Source organism: Acidithiobacillus sp. (assembly GCF_023256195.1).
GTDB lineage: Bacteria > Pseudomonadota > Gammaproteobacteria > Acidithiobacillales > Acidithiobacillaceae > Acidithiobacillus_A.
The window spans coordinates 1-16431 of record NZ_JAGDWX010000007.1; the positions used below are offsets into that span (position 1 = coordinate 1).

The 16431-nt window shown below is 61.9% G+C and carries 18 protein-coding genes; 9 read left to right on the forward strand and 9 right to left on the reverse strand.

Annotation, left to right across the window (positions count from 1 at the left end):
* Positions 1-34 precede the first annotated feature (34 nt).
* The 8 genes from Q0C23_RS00460 to Q0C23_RS00495 all read right to left on the reverse strand — a co-directional run bounded on the left by Q0C23_RS00460 (position 35) and on the right by Q0C23_RS00495 (position 7770).
* Entirely contained in the window at positions 35-715 is a 681-nt protein-coding gene (locus Q0C23_RS00460) for a 4Fe-4S dicluster domain-containing protein (protein ID WP_004868548.1), read from the reverse strand.
* Positions 716-781: 66 nt separating this feature from the next.
* Positions 782-1252, reverse strand: a complete 471-nt coding sequence (locus Q0C23_RS00465; RefSeq protein WP_291510413.1) for a DsrE/DsrF/DrsH-like family protein — start codon at positions 1250-1252, stop codon at positions 782-784.
* Between the two features lie 61 nt (positions 1253-1313).
* Positions 1314-1544, reverse strand: coding sequence for a sulfurtransferase TusA family protein (locus Q0C23_RS00470; protein ID WP_291510414.1), 231 nt, complete (start codon positions 1542-1544; stop codon positions 1314-1316).
* A gap of 123 nt (positions 1545-1667) precedes the next feature.
* Complete coding sequence (locus Q0C23_RS00475; RefSeq protein WP_291510415.1) at positions 1668-1994, reverse strand: rhodanese-like domain-containing protein; 327 nt, start codon at positions 1992-1994, stop codon at positions 1668-1670.
* A 69-nt stretch (positions 1995-2063) separates the two neighbouring features.
* A complete protein-coding gene (moaA, locus tag Q0C23_RS00480; RefSeq protein WP_291510416.1) occupies positions 2064-3125 on the reverse strand; it encodes a GTP 3',8-cyclase MoaA in 1062 nt (353 codons plus the stop codon).
* 81 nt (positions 3126-3206) lie between these two features.
* The gene (locus tag Q0C23_RS00485; protein WP_291510417.1) at positions 3207-4145 is read right to left on the reverse strand and encodes a DmsC/YnfH family molybdoenzyme membrane anchor subunit; all 939 of its coding nucleotides are present in this window, start codon (positions 4143-4145) and stop codon (positions 3207-3209) included.
* Positions 4146-4156: 11 nt separating this feature from the next.
* Complete coding sequence (locus Q0C23_RS00490; protein WP_291510418.1) at positions 4157-4849, reverse strand: 4Fe-4S dicluster domain-containing protein; 693 nt, start codon at positions 4847-4849, stop codon at positions 4157-4159.
* 62 nt (positions 4850-4911) lie between these two features.
* Complete coding sequence (locus Q0C23_RS00495) at positions 4912-7770, reverse strand: molybdopterin oxidoreductase family protein (RefSeq protein ID WP_291510419.1); 2859 nt, start codon at positions 7768-7770, stop codon at positions 4912-4914.
* A 177-nt stretch (positions 7771-7947) separates the two neighbouring features.
* Between Q0C23_RS00495 and Q0C23_RS00500 the strand changes: the two genes are divergently transcribed.
* The gene (locus tag Q0C23_RS00500) at positions 7948-8253 is read left to right on the forward strand and encodes a hypothetical protein (protein WP_004868566.1); all 306 of its coding nucleotides are present in this window, start codon (positions 7948-7950) and stop codon (positions 8251-8253) included.
* Between the two features lie 43 nt (positions 8254-8296).
* Here the strand turns inward: Q0C23_RS00500 and moaC are convergent, their stop codons facing one another.
* Positions 8297-8797 carry a cyclic pyranopterin monophosphate synthase MoaC gene (moaC, locus tag Q0C23_RS00505; RefSeq protein WP_291510420.1) on the reverse strand — a complete coding sequence of 167 codons (501 nt, stop codon included), beginning with the start codon at positions 8795-8797 and terminating at the stop codon, positions 8297-8299.
* Positions 8798-8854: 57 nt separating this feature from the next.
* On the opposite strand from moaC, the gene Q0C23_RS00510 reads away from it, so the two are divergent.
* The 8 genes from Q0C23_RS00510 to Q0C23_RS00545 all read left to right on the forward strand — a co-directional run bounded on the left by Q0C23_RS00510 (position 8855) and on the right by Q0C23_RS00545 (position 16431).
* Positions 8855-10384, forward strand: a complete 1530-nt coding sequence (locus Q0C23_RS00510) for a PhnD/SsuA/transferrin family substrate-binding protein (protein ID WP_291510421.1) — start codon at positions 8855-8857, stop codon at positions 10382-10384.
* The gene (locus Q0C23_RS00515; protein ID WP_291510422.1) at positions 10381-11916 is read left to right on the forward strand and encodes an ATP-binding protein; all 1536 of its coding nucleotides are present in this window, start codon (positions 10381-10383) and stop codon (positions 11914-11916) included. The genes Q0C23_RS00510 and Q0C23_RS00515 overlap by 4 nt, the downstream gene beginning before the upstream one ends.
* Before the next feature lie 33 nt (positions 11917-11949).
* Positions 11950-13317 (forward strand): sigma-54 dependent transcriptional regulator, encoded by a 1368-nt coding sequence (locus Q0C23_RS00520; protein WP_291510423.1) that lies wholly within the window; start codon positions 11950-11952, stop codon positions 13315-13317.
* A 299-nt stretch (positions 13318-13616) separates the two neighbouring features.
* Positions 13617-14015: a sulfur oxidation c-type cytochrome SoxX gene (gene soxX / locus Q0C23_RS00525; RefSeq protein WP_004868575.1), complete on the forward strand. Its 399-nt coding sequence runs from the start codon at positions 13617-13619 to the stop codon at positions 14013-14015.
* 26 nt (positions 14016-14041) lie between these two features.
* Positions 14042-14554 carry a thiosulfate oxidation carrier protein SoxY gene (soxY, locus tag Q0C23_RS00530; RefSeq protein WP_291510424.1) on the forward strand — a complete coding sequence of 171 codons (513 nt, stop codon included), beginning with the start codon at positions 14042-14044 and terminating at the stop codon, positions 14552-14554.
* Positions 14555-14599: 45 nt separating this feature from the next.
* Positions 14600-14932 carry a thiosulfate oxidation carrier complex protein SoxZ gene (gene soxZ, locus Q0C23_RS00535; protein WP_291510425.1) on the forward strand — a complete coding sequence of 111 codons (333 nt, stop codon included), beginning with the start codon at positions 14600-14602 and terminating at the stop codon, positions 14930-14932.
* Between the two features lie 52 nt (positions 14933-14984).
* Positions 14985-15848, forward strand: coding sequence for a sulfur oxidation c-type cytochrome SoxA (gene soxA / locus Q0C23_RS00540; RefSeq protein ID WP_291510426.1), 864 nt, complete (start codon positions 14985-14987; stop codon positions 15846-15848).
* A gap of 52 nt (positions 15849-15900) precedes the next feature.
* The gene (locus Q0C23_RS00545) at positions 15901-16431 is read left to right on the forward strand and encodes a DUF302 domain-containing protein (RefSeq protein ID WP_291510427.1); all 531 of its coding nucleotides are present in this window, start codon (positions 15901-15903) and stop codon (positions 16429-16431) included.

The following is a 16431-nucleotide window of genomic DNA, read 5'->3' on the forward strand; positions in this document are numbered from 1 at the left end:
CGAAACTTTTCCCGTAGTCGAGGCATTGCGAGGACTATTCGCCCTGCTTCTCCAGCCAGTCCTCGTAGTCCTCGCGCTTCTCGTCGATGAAATCCTCGATCACGTCGAAAAGGTTTTCGTCCATGGTCTCCAGGGACTTCAGTACACCCGTCATTTCCCAGATGGTGTACATCTCGACGGAGGTCTTCAGAGAAACTTCCCAGGCCGTCTCCACGGTCTGCAGCGTCCGGACCGGGATGGCCTTGCGCAGGACGCGCAGATCACCCTCGACCTTCTGAATGTTTGGACCCCAGTCCGGGAAGTGATCGGGCTGAATCATGTCCGGCGAGAGCTGGTTGCCGGTGGTGATGAGCTTCAGCATCACGCGCCCGAAGGGCCGGAGGACGTCCTTGGCAGACTGCATGCCGTGCCGAATCGACACTTCACGCATGATCATCACCAGACCGCCCGGGGAATTCTTGAAGGGGCAGCGCGCGGCACAGGTCATGCACTGCGCACAGGCCCAGATCTTTTCCTGCATGGCGTCGTAGATCTGCTCGACGTTTTCGGTCCAGAGTAGCTGCACGATCTCCCGCGGGCTGTAGTCGTAGAACTGCGCCGAGGGACAGGTGGCGGTACAGATGCCACAGTTGAGACAGCCGTTGAGTTCGTGGTCGTAACGAAAATCCGCCCGGATCTCGTCGAACATCTCTTTCATTTCAGCATACGTAGCCATTCACTCGCTCCTCGCTCGTCAATTCATTAGCGGATACTGATTACGACCACAGTACCGCGGATGGGTTCAAATGAAAAGAGTGATGTCGGCTTCGCCCGCGAACTCGAAGAAGGCCGCTGCACCACCCAACTCGATACCATCGATGAAGTCGGCGGTATCAAACTCAAAGAGGTCCACCGTCATTTGACAGGCGATCATGCGAACTTCCGCCTCCACGCAGAGCTCCCGCAGTTCTTCGAGACTCGCCACTCCCTTCGCCTTCATCTTGCTTTTCATCATGCTGGTGGCCATTCCTTCCATGCCCGGAAGAATCATGGCCAGGGTCGGCATGGGTACGGGCATGGGCATGGCAGGGTTGCCCAGAGGACTCACGCGCAGGTGCCCCAGATCTTTCTTCAACAGCTGCAGACCATAGAAGGTGAAGAAAATCTCCACCGAATAGCCTAAGGCTGCCGCAGTCGAGGCCAGAATGAAGGGAGGGTAGCCCCAGTCCAGGGTTCCCTTGGTTGCGATGATCGCCAGTTTTTTCTCGTCCATGTTGATTCTCCCGAGGCCGCGGCTTCAGCCCGCGGCGCCTCGCTGTGGGCTGTGTACGGATTCAGGCCTTCTGAATGAAAAAGACGAACTCGCCGCCGGCCTCTGCCTGCTCCAGGAGCGGATTCTTGGTCTGCTTGGAGAAAGCCTCGAAATCTTTCACAGCGCCTGGATCGGTGGCAACGACCTTCAGGACCTGGCCGGAGTTCAGCTCTCCCAAGGCCTTCTTGGTGCGCAGGATGGGCAAGGGGCAGTTGAGACCACGGGCATCCAGGACCTTATCTTCTTGTACCATCTCTCGTTCTCCTAAGTTGACTGATAAACCGCCGAGCGTCCACTCTAGCAGGAACCCTCTAGGGAGCAAGGCAAAATTTTTGATTTGTTGATTAAGCCCCCATATTTTAGTCTTTACTTATATTTACTCCGGGGCGACTACGGGGAAGCCACGCCCGGCCCAGGCGGATATGCCGCCCCGCAGATTCAGAACCTCGCCCATCCCCTGCGCGGCCGCAAAGGCCGCCGCCTGCGCGGAGCGACCACCACTCAGGCAGTAGAACACCACGGGCCGGTCTCGCTCCAGATCCTGGATCGACATGGGCAGCAGGTGTAGCGGAATGTGACGGGCACCGGCGATGACACCGCGCGCCACTTCCGCCGGCGAGCGCACATCGATGAGGTGAAAGTTCTGCCCCGAGTCCTGCAGACTCTTCAGCTGGTCTGCGGTGATTTCTTTGAAGCCATACATGTGGTATCACCTATATAAGCAAATACGCGGATAGTATACCACTGCCTGACCGCCCCTCACCACGGCCGGTCAGCCACCGAGGCGCATCATGAACACCCGCGCCGAGCGTTCCCGGTTGTCCAAAAATTCGTGACGCTCGGGCTTGTCGTGCCAGATACCGTCGTGGATCCGGGCGCAGATGGCCGCGTCGGAACTACCGTCGCGCAGGAGCCCGCGCAGGTCGAGCCCAACCTCCTGGCCGAGGCAATAGACCAGACGCCCGTGGGCCGTCAGGCGTACCCGATTGCAGTTGGCGCAGAAATTTTCACTGATCGGCGTGATGAAGCCGATGCGTGCGGACGCCTGCCCCACCTGAAACAGTTTGGCCGGTCCCTGATCCCGCGCCGAGGCGACGGGGTAGAGGGGCCCAAAATGGGCCTCGATGATGGCCCGCGCTTCCACTGCCGGCATGTACTGACCGTCACGTGCAGCACTGCCCGCGCTGCCCAGGGGCATCGTCTCGATGAAACGGAGATCGAGTCCATGATGCAGGGCGTATTCCGTTAGCGGCAGAATCTGGTCGCGATTGTCCTTGCCGAGGAGCACGGCATTGAGCTTGATACGTGGAATGCCAACGTCCTGCGCGGCACGGATGCCACGCAGCACGCGGGCCAAGTCGCCGCCGCGCGTGATGGACCGGAAGACATCGGGATCCAGCGCATCCAGACTGACATTGAGATTGTTCAGGCCAGCTTCGCGCAGGGCCGGGGCGAGTTTTTCCAGGAGCAGGCCATTGCTGCTGATACTGATCTTGCCGATACCCATGGCCCTCGCCGCGCGCACGTAGTCGACAACGTGGGGGTGGATCAGCGGCTCGCCGCCCGTCAGACGCAGGTGCTGCAAGCCCATATCGGCAAAGAGCCGCAGCAGACGGAGCAATTCGTCCTGCTGCAGGTGCTCTGCGCGGTCAAAATACGGAGTGCCCTCTTCGGGGCTGCAGTACTGACAGCGGAAATTACAGTGTTCGGTCAGGGACACACGCAGATAGGTGATCTGGCGACCGTAGCGATCCACGAGCCCGCCCGCTGGCGGGTCCACCTCTTGCCCCGCCGAGCCAAGCTGTTGACCACGAGTCACGGACCGCTCACCCATCTGCAGCCATGCCTTCCCACCCAAGATGCCCGAAAGAGTCTCGCCACATCTTGGGGATGCTAACGCCATACCTGTGGTCGATCAACAGGATGGACGCCCGTGGTATAGGTTGACCACGTGCTGCGCCTCGACAAAGAAGAGCCAGCGCTCGATGCCGATACCCACGACCACCGCCGCCGCCGCAATCAGCGCCGCCGCCGCGGAACCGGTGCCGAGGGCGAAGGCCAGGGCGGCAATGGGAATGACGAAGGCGACGAGGTACATGAGCAGTTTGACATTGCGCGCCCGCGCCGCCGGCAGGGTGTGACCAAATTCTTCCGTCAGGAAGGTGCCAAAAGTGTGCCCCTGATCCAGGATCCGCACGGTCAAGCGATTGAAGCCCGTGGCCGTGCGTATGGTCGGCCCGCCTGGGCGGGAAATCCAGAAGTAATAGATGCCCTTCAGGACGGCCGCGGCCACCAGCAAAGCGACGGCGAGGGCCACGAAAGCCGTTGCCGGCGCTCCGAAGACGATACGCTCGGCGGCAAGGATGGTGGCCCCGATACCTAGCCCCATGAAGTAGAAATTGGCCGGTACCAGGGGCGTGTTCCACTGGCGGATGGTGCGCAGGACCGCGTAGATCATCCCCTGACAGAAGATGGTGACCAGGCCGATGAGGCCGGCGAGATTGGCAAGCACCAGGCCCACGCTATCCGCGGGTGCCTGCGTGAAATAGACCCAGAGCAGATAGAGGCCGGCGAAGGGATAGAAGAGCACCGCAAAGATGCCCTCCCGCGCGAGCCAGGAGGTCCGCCAACGGGTGAAGGCGCGCCAGGCATTCTTGGGGTTGGCCAGGTGCGCCGTGGACGAGAGCATGCCGATGGTCACGAACACCAAGGAAATCAGGACGGCGACAAGGGTCTGCAGGGGATTGAGACCCCCCTCGATGTGGAAATCGTTGACGACGGCCACCAGGGCCATGAGGCCAAAGCCGCCGCCCGAGAACAGGGTAAGAAAAATGACTGCCAGTGCCGGATGCATGGGCGTTCTCCTCAGCGCTCGACGACGCGGTTGACCCAGGCCTTGACCTTGGCCGCCGCCTTCTTGCGCATGCCCTCCGTGGGGATGGGCGCGTGCACGCGCGGGGGCAGGTAGTGGTTGCTGGGGTTGTAGTTCAGTTCGGGCATGAGCTGATAGCCGCCGCGCTCCCGCACGGCGCGGCTGACCGGGCTCTCGGGATCGTCGAAGTCGCCGAACATGCGGGCGTGGGCCGGACAGGTCAGAACGCAGGCGGGCTGACGCTCTTCTTCGGGGATCTCCATGTCGTAGATACGGTCGATGCACAAGGTGCACTTCTTCATGGTGCCGGAGGCCCGGTCCAGCTCACGAGCGCCGTAGGGGCAGGCCCAGGAGCAGTAATTGCAGCCCATGCACTTGTTCTGATCGACAAGGACGATACCGTCCTCGGCGCGCTTGTAGCTGGCGCCGGTGGGACAGACCGTGACGCATTCGGCGTTCTCGCAGTGCATGCAGGACATCGGGAAGTTGACAGTCTTGTTGTAGGGATACTCGCCAATCTCGTAGTGACGGATGCGATTGAACCACACGCCCGAGGGCTTGGCGCCGTAGGGCTGATAATCCGTCAGAGCACCCGTGGTGCCACTGGTATTCCATTCCTTGCAGGCCACGGCGCAGGCGTGACAGCCCACGCAGGTGTCCAAATCGATAACCAATCCAAGTCTCATGCTGAACTCCTTGATTCAGTCCGGCCCCGTTTCCGGTGGCCGGGTCTTCTCAGGTCCCGACTTCAGGACTTGAGGTTGACGGGTTCGTGGGTGTGGTAGCGCAGCTGATCCGGAGCCGGTGCCATGCCGGGCAAAGGCTTGATGGTCTCAAAGGTGGGCCATACCCCTTCCTCGCCCGGGGCGGCCGGGGTGATCTTGACCATGAGGTCGTACCAAGCCGCCTGGCCGGTGATGGGGTCGGAGTTGGTCAGCCGACGTTCTCCTCGCTTGGGTGGTAGCAGTTCCGAAATCAGGTGATTCATGAGGAAGCCGCGGGTCGCCTCGGCGGCCTCGGGCTTGAGGCCCCAGGCGCCGGACTGCTTGCCGATGGCATTCCAGGTCCACACCGTGTCTTCCTGGCAACCTTCGATGAGCTTGACCTGAACCCGGATCTTGCCGTTGTGGCTCTCCACCCAGACCCAGGATTTGTCGGCGATGCCCATCTGTTCTCCGCGCTTGCGGTTCATGTAGAGGTAATTCTGGGCGATGATCTGGCGCAGCCAGGCATTCTGACTGTCCCAGGAGTGATACATCATCATCGGTCGCTGATTGACGGCAAAGAAGGGATACTCCTTCTTGTCGATGCGCTGCTGCTCCAGGGGCTCGTACCAGTCCGGCAGCGGGTCGAAATAGGTGGCCAGTCGCTCGCGATCCACGGGATCCTTGGGCTGCGGACCGTCGTAGAGCCCCATACCGGCCAGCCGGAAGCGCTGGAAGGTTTCGGAGTAGAGCTCGATGAGGATGGGATCGGCCGTAGGATTGAAGCCGATCTTCTGGGCCAGATCCAGGTACTCCCGATTGGCAAAGCGATAAAAGGCCGCCGACTTGGGCAGGTGGTATTGGAAGAAGCCCTGATTCTCGATATAGCGATCCCACTGCTCCGGATTGGGCTCGCCGCGCAGGTGGGACTTGCCGTCCTTGCCCCGCCAACCAGCCAGGAAGCCGATCCCGGGAGCGCGCTCGAAGTTGACGATGAAGTCCTTGTAGTCCTTGAAACGCGGCTCGCCGTTCTCTTTGGTAAAGGCCGGGAACTTGAGGCGCGTGGCCAGCTCCACCATCACGTCCTGCCAGGGCCGGACGTTACGGTCGGGCTTCAGGATGGGGTGGCGGATGGAGTCGCAGATGGCATCGGGCTCCGAAATGGGCCGATCCAACAGCGAAATACAATCGTAGCGCTCGAGGTAGGTGGTATCGGGCAGGATGAGATCGCCGAAATTGACCATCTCGGAGTGATAGGCGTCGATGACCACGAGGAAGGGGATCTTGTACTCGCCGTTGTCGTCCTTGGCCTTGAGCATCTCCTGCACATTGGCCGTATTCATGGTGGAGTTCCAGCTCATGTTGGCCATGAAGAAGATCAGGGTATCGATGCCGTAGGGGTCCTTGTTGACGGCATTGGTGATGACCATGTGCATGAGTCCGTGGTTGGCGATGGGCGCCTCCCAGGAATAGGCCTTGTCGATACGCTTGGGCCGACCCTCCTCATCGATCACGAGGTCCTCCGGCGCCGTCGGGAAACCGAGCGGCGGCGACTTCAGTGGGGTGTTCGGCGCGCTGTGCTGTGCCGGCTTGACGGGCGGTGGCACGGGTTTCGGGTAAGGGGCCTTGGAGCGGAAACCACCGGGACAGTCGATGGTCCCCAGCAGCACCTGGAGCAGGTGGATGGCGCGCGCTGCCTGCATCCCATTGGAGTGCGCCGAGATGCCGCGCATGGCGTGCATGGACACCGGCCGACCGATGAAGCGGTCGTGCTTGCGTCCCGCCCAGTCGGTCCACTCCACCTCGACCTCGATACTTTCCTTGAAGGCCACGTGGGCCATCTCCAGAGCCAGACGCTCGATGGTCTCCGCCGGCACACCGGTGATGCGGGCAGCGTTGGCGGGACTGAAGCGCTCGTCCAGATAGCGGTCGGCGAGGATGCTCATGACCGTGCGCAGAGGCCGGCCATCGGGGCTCTGGAAGTCGCCGAAGAGAGCCGCCTTGACGCCGGCATCCATGCCATTGACGAAGGCTTCCTTCTCGAGATCCCAGACCATGGGGTGCCCCGCCTCATCGCGGTAGATGAGTCCATCGCCCTTCTGCCCCGGCGTGTGCACGACGAGGAAGGGCGCGTTGGTGTATCGGAGCAGAAAATCCCAGTCGAACTGTTCGTTCTGGAGCAGGACCTGCACCATGGACAAGGCCAGCATGCCGTCGGTACCGGGACGGATCGGCACCCACTCATCGGCGATGGCCTGGTAGCCGGTGCGCGCGGGATTGATACCCACGAACTTGCCGCCGTTGCGCTTGAGCTTTTCCAGCCCGATCTTCATGGGGTTGGAAGAGTGGTCCTCGGCAACGCCCCAGAGCATGAAGTACTTGGTACGATCCCAGTCGGGGTCACCGAACTCCCAGAAGGCGTGGCCCAGCATGTACAGGCCGGCGGTGGCCATGTTGACGGAACAGAAGCCGCCGTGGGCCGACCAGTTCAGGGTGCCGAACTGCTGCGCCCAGAGCCCGGTGAGGGCCTGCATCTGGTCACGGCCGGTGAAATAGGCGAGTTTGTTGGGGTCCGTGGCGCGGATGTGCTGCAGACGCTGGGTGAGGATGTCGATGGCCTCATCCCAGGAGATCTCCTCAAACTCGCCGGCGCCGCGCTCGGTCCCGGGTTTGCGGCGCAGCGGGTTGCGCAGCTTGGCCGGGGACTGTTGCTTCATGATCCCAGCCGAACCCTTGGCGCAGAGCACCCCTTGGTTGATGGGGTGATTGCGGTTACCCTGGATGAAGCGTACCTGGTTGTTTTCCACCGTCACCTTGATGCCGCAGCGACAGGCGCACATGTAGCAGGTGCTGTATTTGATCTCCTGCTTGCCGTGATCCTCGAATTCCATGACCGTAGCCATCGTCTACCTCGCTCGTGGAGAGTGGCCGGGCGGGCCCCTCTAACATGTGTCGGATGGTCGCCGAGGGTCGGTGATAAAGCAACTCAGCGTTTTTGATTTTGTAATAAGCAGCCCTTATTTGCTTTGGCGCCCAGAGCGCAGGTACTTTGACTCGGCCCATTCCATGGAGAATCAGCGATGAACCGAAACGATTTCAAAGAGCACTCCCGCATCACGGTCACCTGGCGGGACAAGGAAGGCAAGCTGCGTCCGGGGAATTTCTACGTCTACGCCCTCTTGAAGGACGCCATGATCGTGCGCGCGACGGACAAGGACGGATTGCTGCGCAAACTTCCTTACGCCGATGTGCTGCGCATCGTCAAGGCCAAGGAAGTGGCTCCCCAGGATCGTTACCTGATCCCTGAAGAGGTCCTCAAGGAGGCCAACTGGAAGGACCGGGACGTGATGATGCGCTACAGCTCCTCGCCCCATCGCGGCAAGTGAATCTGGGCCGGTGTGAGCCCCGCTCTCAGAGCGGGGCTTCGTTTTAAGGCTCTCGACGCCAATGACCGCTGCGTCCGCCGCTTTTCTCCAGCAGGCGTACGGAGCTGATCTCCATGCCGCGGTCGATGGCCTTGCACATATCATAGACCGTGAGTAGAGCCACACTGACGGCCGTCAACGCCTCCATCTCCACCCCCGTCTGACCACTGCAACGCAGATCTACCCGGCACAGCAGTTGCGCCGGATCATCCTGGTCCGCAAACTCCACGTCGACGGCGCTGAGGGCCAGGGGGTGTGCCAAAGGGATCAGGTCGGCCGTCTTCTTGGCGGCCTGGATGGCCGCAATGCGGGCGACGGCAAGCACGTCGCCCTTGCCGACGCTACCCTCGCGCAGGCGCTCCAAGGTGCTCGTCTGCATGCGGATGGCGCCTTCGGCCCGGGCGCGGCGTTCGGTGACGGGCTTGTCCGTGACGGCCACCATGTGCGCTTCGCCACGCGCGTTGAAGTGGGTAAGAGGCCGATTCGGGCTGGGCTCTTGGGACATGGAATCTGGCACTCCTTTTGCTTGAATCACGCAGGTCAGAAGGGTGGGGTGTTGGGGATGTCACTGCTGAAGAAGATTCTGATCGCGTGGATTCTGAGCCTATTCTGCCTCTCGGCACAAGGGGACCTGCGCTTTCTGCTGCCACCGGTGAGCAGTCCTGCGGTGATGTACGCGGCATTCACGCCCCTGGCCCAGTACCTCAGCCGGGTGAGCGGAGAGCCGGTGCACCTGAGCTTCAGTGGGAATCTCCAGAGCTTCTATCTCGAGGCCAACAAACCGGTGGCGCAGATCGCCCTGTTCTGCCCCATCTCCTACCTGCGCGTCGCCCACGAGAGCCCCTATCTCCCGCTCGTGGGTATCGACGGCGGGCCCGGCAGCAACCATAGTGTCATCCTCGTCCGCGCCGACTCCCCGGTGCACAGTGTACTGCAGCTGCGGGGCAAGAGCTTCGTCATGGGGGATCCCGCCTGTGCCGCCTCGGCCCTACTGCCGTTGTCCCTGCTCAGCAGCGTCGGCATCGGCACCAAGGACTTCAGCACCTTGCGCCAAAGCGGCTCGGATCAGAGCGCCTTGATGGATGTCGCCGCGCGCTTCTACGATGCCACGGCAGTAGCCGAGAACGTGGCCATGCCCTACATCCAGGAGGGGACACTACGGGTGGTGGCACGCATGGACGTGGGCCCCGGTGACCTCATTGCCGCCAGCGCCGAGGTGCCGCCGGCACTGCGCGAGAAGCTTCGAACCGCCCTCCTCGAGACCGCCCGTGCCGACCCTGCGGCCCTGCACGCGCTGGGTGGCCTCGCTCGCGGCTTTCATCCTCTGGCCGACGGCGCCTACGCGCCTTTGCGCGCCCTCTACCGCGATCTCTACGGCGCCCGCCTCGATCCCAAGTATCGCAGCAGACATCTGGTGCTGGGGATCCCACCGGCTTTTTCGCCAGTGACCGCGGCGCGGCTCTTCGCCCCCCTGTTACAGGCACTGCGCGAGGCTACGGGCGAACCGGTGGAAGTGTTGATTCCACCCAGCGAGACGGACTACGTGCGCGATCTGCGGGCGGGACGCTATTCGTTTGCCCTCTTGAGTCCGCTCATGCAGCAGGCGGCCAAGGATCGGCTGCAGGTGCTGGCGCGCCTCGATCCGCCCGATACCGATAAGGGCCTGGCGGTGGTGAGCCTCCTGCACGCCCCGGCCACCCCGGAAGCGGCCGCCCGCGAGGGGCTGACCATTGCCTACAGCAGCCCTTACTGCAGTGCCGCGGGCATCCTGCGTCCCTGGATAAAGGAGCACGCCCACGGGCGTGCGCTGCATTGGCTGGGAGTGGCATCGGAGCGCGCGGTTTTTGCGGCCTTGGCTACGCACAAGGCAGACTGGGGTGTGCTGCGTGCCGCCACGGTGAAGAATCTCATGCGGGAAACCCCCGATACCTGGAGGGTACTGACCATGGCCGGACCTGCGCCAGCCTGGGTCCTGACCTCCGGCACTGCACTGCGGGGCGATCAGCTGGCGAAGATTCGGCAAGCCTTGGCGGCCATCCCGACGCAGGAACTGCAGGCTGCGGGTTTCGCCAGGATCCGTCCGGTTTCATGAGCCGCGAACTGGTGGAGCTACCGGGTATCGACCAGCCCTCCGAAGCTTCCGCAGTATCGTCTGCGCCGAGGCCCGCCGGGACACGGATCTTTCGCTCCTGGCCCTACCTCTGGCAGCGGCTCAGCTGGCGCAGCAAGAGCATGGCCTTCGTCCTGCTGCTCGTGGCACTCGTCTACGCGCTCATCGCTGTCTTCCTCTACACCTCGGTGCGCGCCGACCTCACCAGTCAGGTGCAGAACGAGCTGGCACGCCTTACCGAGAACATCGCTCGGGATGCCGCCAATCCCATCCTGCTCAAGGATGGCGGCAAGCTGGCGCAGCTGGCCCACCCGGGCAATCCTCTGGTCCGCTCCGTCGAGATCGTCGACCGCAGTGGGGTCGTCGTCGCCAGTACTCAGCTCAGCCAGCTCGGCGAGCCGGCACGGCTGCCGCCGCGCTCTGTCAGTCAAGCCGATCTGTTCCGGGCGGCCATCGCCGCGGGCTCCTACGATCTGGGCACGGTCTGGCTACAGGGCAACCGTCAGAAGATCAACGCGCTGGTGGATGAGCGTCTCAACCGCACCACCAGCCGCCTCCTGATCCTGGGAGCCATCACCGCCCTCCTCGGACTGCTGGGGGCGTATCTGGTGAGCCTGGCCATCACCCGGCCGGTGCTGCGGCTGCTGCACGACATCGAGGGTATGGAACAACGCCTGGGTCTGGAGGACCGCCGCGATCCGCAAGCCCCCGATCGTCACGGCGACGAACTCCATCGTCTGGAGCGAGCTTTTCGCATGACCGAGGTGCGACTGCACGAGCACCTCCAGGAACTGCAACGCCTGCATCAGCGCCAGCAGGATATGCAGTGCATGGCGACCATCGGCGAGATGTCTTCCCAGGTCGCCCACGAGATTCGCAATGCCTTGTCCTCTCTGCGCGGTGCGGCGCGCTACCTGGTCCGCTACGGCGGCCAGGACGCTGGCAAGGGCAACCTGGTGCCCGAAGACTTTCTGTCGATCATCGAAGAAGAGGTACAGAGACTCTACGACATGACCCAGGGTTTTCTCGACTTTGGTCGCTCCTACCGACCCGAGTACGTCGACACTGCGCTGTGTACCTTGCTGCAGCGCTGCGTCGAACGCCACCGTCCGGATTTCGAGGGACATGGTGTCGAGGTAGAGTTGGACTGTCCCGGCGATCTGCACGCCATCGTCGACCCCTCGCTCATTGCTCAGGCGCTCAGCAACCTGCTGCTCAACGCCATCGACGCAGTGCCGCAGCCGGGCGGGCGAATCGCGCTGCGTGCCCGTCCGGAAACACCGGGGATGGTGTGTATCGCCGTCCGCGACAACGGCCCCGGGGTACCTGCCGACAAAAGGTCGGCGATCTTCAAACCCTACGTGACCACCAAGACCAAGGGCAGCGGTCTGGGTCTGGCCATGGTGGCAAAGATCATGATGGTGCACGAGGGTCGCGTAGAACTGAAAGATGCCGATCAGGGCGCCGAATTTGTCCTGCACATTCCCGATCGCCTATCCTCAGACGCCGTGTAACGCCATCCACCCCGGCGCCCTTGTGAGGATTCCATGGAAGCACCCATACTTATCGTTGAGGACGAACGCAATCTGCGCCGCGTACTGGCCGCAGTGCTGGCGGCGGAGGGTTTTGCCACCCGTGAGGCGGAAAGCGCCGAAGCGGCCCTGGAGTCCATCCGCCAGCAGCCCCCGGCCTTGATTCTGACCGACCAGCGCCTGCCCGGTCGATCCGGTACCGATCTCCTGCGGGAAGTGAAGAGCACACATCCGGAGATCCCTGTCATCATCACCACCGCCTACGGCGAGATCGAGCATGCGGTGGACGCTATCAAGGCCGGCGCGGAGCACTACCTGACCAAACCGGTGGACGAGGGGGAGCTTATCGCCCTCCTGCGCCAGGTACTGGGGCAGCGGGGGCGGGTCCTGCCGCCCTTGCGCCAGGAGCCGCGCCGGCACGGTCTGATCGGGGTCAGCCGTGCCATCGAAACCCTTCTGGAAACCATCGATCTGGTGGCTCCGGCGCCCTCCAACGTGCTGATCACCGGCGAATCCGGTACCGGCAAGGAACTGGTGGCAAAAGCTCTGCACGACGCCTCGCCGCGCGCCGGCCAACCCTTCATCGCCTTCAACTGCGGTGCCATCCCCTTGGAGCTGGTGGAAAGCGAGATTTTTGGTTTCGAGCGGGGCGCTTTTACCGGCGCGACCCGCTCCCAGGCCGGCAAGCTGGAGATGGCCGCCAGCGGGACGCTCTTTCTGGACGAGGTGGGAGACATGCCCCTGCCCATGCAGGTGAAGCTGCTCAGAGCTCTGCAGGAGCGGGAGTTCACCCGTCTCGGTACGCATCAGACGGTGCCGCTGCAGGCCCGTATCGTGGCCGCGACCCACATCGATCTGGCGCAGGCCGTCAGCGACGGGCGATTCCGGGAGGACCTCTACTATCGCCTCAACGTCATCCCTCTGCACATTCCTCCGCTGCGGGAGCGCCGCGCCGACATTGCCCCCCTGGTGCGCCATTTCTTGACGAAGATCAGCGCGGACATCGGCCGGACACCGCCCATCGCCATCAGCAGTGAGGCCCTGGCGACTCTGGAGGCCTACGACTGGCCCGGAAACATCCGACAGCTGGAAAATCTCCTGGAGCGCATGATCGTCCTCAGCCGCGGGCCCGAGATCCGCCGTCAGGATCTGCCGGCAGAACTCTTGGGCAAGACGGGCACCGACCATGGCCCCATGAGTCCCTTCGATCTTCCTTCCCTGGAACGACAGACGGTGTTGAGCGCCCTGGAAAAAACCCGCTTCAATCAGAGTCAGGCAGCGGTGCTCCTGGGTATCAGCCGCAAGCAGCTGCGCACCAAGATGAAGAATCTGGGACTGTTGGGCGATCACGAAAGCGACGACGAACTTGGCGAGGGCGAGTGATTGGCCGGCTCTGTCCCGTTTGGGACAAGGAGTCCCTGTCGAACAGAGCCATGCGCAGGACGCGGCTTCGGCAAACCGCCGCGCAGAGGCTGAGCCGCTGCCCGAGCGTACTCGCCCACCCGCGCCGGCGCCCGCGCAAAGCCCATCCTTTAGGGCATTTGTGCACCTAAACGGGCGAATTTTTCTCTCCGCAAGACTCTACAATTTATAGTAGGTTAATGCTATAGGACGTTTTGGCACGAATTCTGCTCCTGTTTTTTTGCCCATGTTACGAAAGGGCAGCACCACAGGAGTACGATATGAAACTCGATACCATCGTTCGCGCGGGAATGCTCAGCAGTCTCCTCGGTACCCTTTTATTCCTGGGCGCTGTAGATCGTGTCCAGGCCGCCGAGAATGCGGCGGCGCAGAGCAACATCGAAGCGGGCCGAGCCATTGCCTTCGATCGGGAAAAGGGGAACTGTCTTGCCTGCCACGCGCTTCCAGGCGGCTCCCAAGCCGGCAACGTCGCTCCGGCCCTTCCCATGAAGGGAGTGACCTTCCAGCAGATGTTCCAGACCAAAGAAAAACTGGTGGCTTTTTTGGCAGACCCGGAAAAGTTGTTTCCCTATGCCAATATGCCGCAATTTGGAAAAAATGACGTTCTGACACCGAAAGAATTACAGCAGGTGGCGGATTACCTCTGGTCCTTGAATTAAGCCCGTTATTTAGGAGTAGACCATCCATGAAGAAAACTATCCAGCGTCGCCAGTTTCTTGGCACCAGCCTTGTCGCGGGAGCTGCGGTTACCCTGGCTGGCGGCACCCTGCTCCGCTCCGGCGCAGCTCTCGCCGACAACGTCGCCGGTTGGCCGGCCAAGGCCTTTGACGCCAAGGCCCTCGATCAGGCCATGGCCGCCAGTGTGGGCAAGAGCAACGTTCCGGTCTCGCCCAAGGTGAAGCTCACGGCCCCCACCATCGCCGAGAACGGCGGTGCCGTGCCCGTTACCATCGAAATCGACTCGCCCATGACTGCAGACGATTACGTCAGCACGGTCTGGCTCTTCGTCGACCATAACCCGACTCCCTTGGCCAGTCAGTTCGACCTGACGCCGGCCCTGGGCGCCGCCTATTTCCAGCAACGCATCAAGATGGCCAAGACCGACAACGTACGGGTCATTGCCAAGACCAACAAGGGTGAGCTGATGGCCTCCGCCCCCCGTGAGGTCAAGGTCACCATTGGCGGCTGTGGCGGTTGAGTACGGCAACACCCGATTACTTGAGACTTCGAGAGGAACGACAGCATGGCAGACAATATCGGTAACCCCATGATCCGCATGGCTAACAGTGCCAAGAAGGGGGAGGTGGTGGAGGTCCGTTCCCTGATCATGAATCCCATGACCACGGGCCTGACCAAAGACAAGGAGGGCAAGCCCATCCCGGCCCACTTCATCCAGACGGTCAGCGTGACCTTCGACAACGCCAAGTTGCTGGACATCGACTGGAGCACGGCGGTCAGCGCCAATCCCTACCTCGCCTTCAAGATGCGGGCAGAGAAGAGCGGTACGCTGAAGATGGTCTGGAAGGACAATCAGAATGGAGTCTGGAGCGCAGAATCCAAGCTGACGGTGAGTTGATGAAGACGGTACTGCGACCGCCGCGGTACCCGAATCGAGGAGGAAACAGACAATGAAGCAATGGTTTTTGACCCTGTCTCTAGGAGCCCTCGTGGGCGTCGCCGGCAGTGCGCAGGCCGTCAACTGGTGGGATATCGGCAACCTCAAGACCTCGCCGGCGCAGACCCTGAAGGAATCTCACGAGCTCTTCAAACAGCAGCATCCCGACCTGCCTTTCGACAAGTATGCTCTGGGCGCCTACGCCTTCAGTCCCGAGCTGTACAGTCAGTACCAGGAGGCCATGCAGTTCAACCCGGGCGATCTCACGCTCTCCACCGGGAAAGCACTCTGGGACAAACCCTTCAAGAACGGCAAGACCTACGCCAGTTGCTATCCCGACGGCGGCAAGGGGGTGGCAGCACACTACCCCATGTACGACAGCAAGACCCACGAGGTGGAAACCATCGGCACCAGCATCAATGCCTGCCGGGTTGCCAATGGTGAGGCGCCCTTGAAGTACGGCAGCGCAGATATGATCGCCCTGCAGACCTATCTGACCTCGCTCTCCAACGGCATGCCCGTGGCGGTCAAGGTGGACGGTCCGGGGGCGACCAAGGCCTTCCAGGAAGGCAAGGCTTATTACTTCATGAAGCGCGGCCAGCTGGGCTTTTCCTGCGCATCCTGCCACATGGCCTACGATGGCAAGTATCTACGGGACCAGATCATTTCTCCGGCGCAGGGGGAGACGGCGCACTTCCCCACCTACCGTGCAGCCTGGTCGGCGGTGAATACGCTGCAAAAACGGATCCAAGGTTGCAACAAGAATGTCGGCGCGCAGCCGCAGCCCCTGGAAAGCAAGGATTATCGTAACGTCGAGTATTTCATGGCCTATCTCAGTAATGGCATAAAGATCAATGTGCCGGGATATCGCCCCTGATCGGCCGTACGATCCGTCCCTGCTATCCGCCCATATCTGAAGGAAGGTCACCATGCCGAGTCGTCTGACAACAAGCCTTGCGGCCGTCGTTTTTAGCTGCGTCCTGACGCTGCCCCTGGCTGCCGCCGCGGGAACCATTCCGGCTCCCGTAGCCGGGATGCCCCCTATAAACACCGATTCTCCGATCTACGTTATTCCCGTGCAGAAGGGCGTTACTCCTGCCCAGGTACAGATGGGTATCCAAAGTGGCGCCGAAGCGGAGAACATGAATGTCGTCGGCACCCTGGATGTCCAGAAGGGACTGCAGGAGCGCGGCATTCCGAGCAAGAGCCCCTATGTGATCTACGAGGTCTGTAATCTCGTGCTGGGCTCCAAGATCCTCGATACCGATCCCGAATTCGGAGCTTTTGCCCCTTGTAAGATCGTGCTGTATGAAAAGCATGGAAAACTCCTGTTGCTGACCTACCTGCCGACCTATGCGCTAAAATACTTTCCCGCCAATCCCGCAGCCAAACGGGTCGCCGAGGAATTGAACAAGCAGATCATCTCAGTCATGAAACAGGCAGCCGCTGGCGGTCTGTAA

Coding starts and splice junctions, on each gene's coding strand:
- soxA (WP_291510426.1), top strand. CDS start 14,985: ATGAAGCAATGGTTTTTGACCCTGTCTCTAGGAGCCCTCGTGGGCGTC.
- soxY (WP_291510424.1), top strand. CDS start 14,042: ATGAAGAAAACTATCCAGCGTCGCCAGTTTCTTGGCACCAGCCTTGTC.
- Q0C23_RS00515 (WP_291510422.1), top strand. CDS start 10,381: ATGAGCCGCGAACTGGTGGAGCTACCGGGTATCGACCAGCCCTCCGAA.
- moaA (WP_291510416.1), bottom strand. CDS start 3,125: ATGGGTGAGCGGTCCGTGACTCGTGGTCAACAGCTTGGCTCGGCGGGG.
- Q0C23_RS00485 (WP_291510417.1), bottom strand. CDS start 4,145: ATGCATCCGGCACTGGCAGTCATTTTTCTTACCCTGTTCTCGGGCGGC.
- Q0C23_RS00545 (WP_291510427.1), top strand. CDS start 15,901: ATGCCGAGTCGTCTGACAACAAGCCTTGCGGCCGTCGTTTTTAGCTGC.
- moaC (WP_291510420.1), bottom strand. CDS start 8,797: ATGTCCCAAGAGCCCAGCCCGAATCGGCCTCTTACCCACTTCAACGCG.
- Q0C23_RS00520 (WP_291510423.1), top strand. CDS start 11,950: ATGGAAGCACCCATACTTATCGTTGAGGACGAACGCAATCTGCGCCGC.
- Q0C23_RS00475 (WP_291510415.1), bottom strand. CDS start 1,994: ATGTATGGCTTCAAAGAAATCACCGCAGACCAGCTGAAGAGTCTGCAG.
- Q0C23_RS00490 (WP_291510418.1), bottom strand. CDS start 4,849: ATGAGACTTGGATTGGTTATCGATTTGGACACCTGCGTGGGCTGTCAC.
- soxX (WP_004868575.1), top strand. CDS start 13,617: ATGAAACTCGATACCATCGTTCGCGCGGGAATGCTCAGCAGTCTCCTC.
- Q0C23_RS00465 (WP_291510413.1), bottom strand. CDS start 1,252: ATGGACGAGAAAAAACTGGCGATCATCGCAACCAAGGGAACCCTGGAC.
- Q0C23_RS00500 (WP_004868566.1), top strand. CDS start 7,948: ATGAACCGAAACGATTTCAAAGAGCACTCCCGCATCACGGTCACCTGG.
- Q0C23_RS00510 (WP_291510421.1), top strand. CDS start 8,855: ATGTCACTGCTGAAGAAGATTCTGATCGCGTGGATTCTGAGCCTATTC.
- Q0C23_RS00495 (WP_291510419.1), bottom strand. CDS start 7,770: ATGGCTACGGTCATGGAATTCGAGGATCACGGCAAGCAGGAGATCAAA.
- soxZ (WP_291510425.1), top strand. CDS start 14,600: ATGGCAGACAATATCGGTAACCCCATGATCCGCATGGCTAACAGTGCC.
- Q0C23_RS00460 (WP_004868548.1), bottom strand. CDS start 715: ATGGCTACGTATGCTGAAATGAAAGAGATGTTCGACGAGATCCGGGCG.
- Q0C23_RS00470 (WP_291510414.1), bottom strand. CDS start 1,544: ATGGTACAAGAAGATAAGGTCCTGGATGCCCGTGGTCTCAACTGCCCC.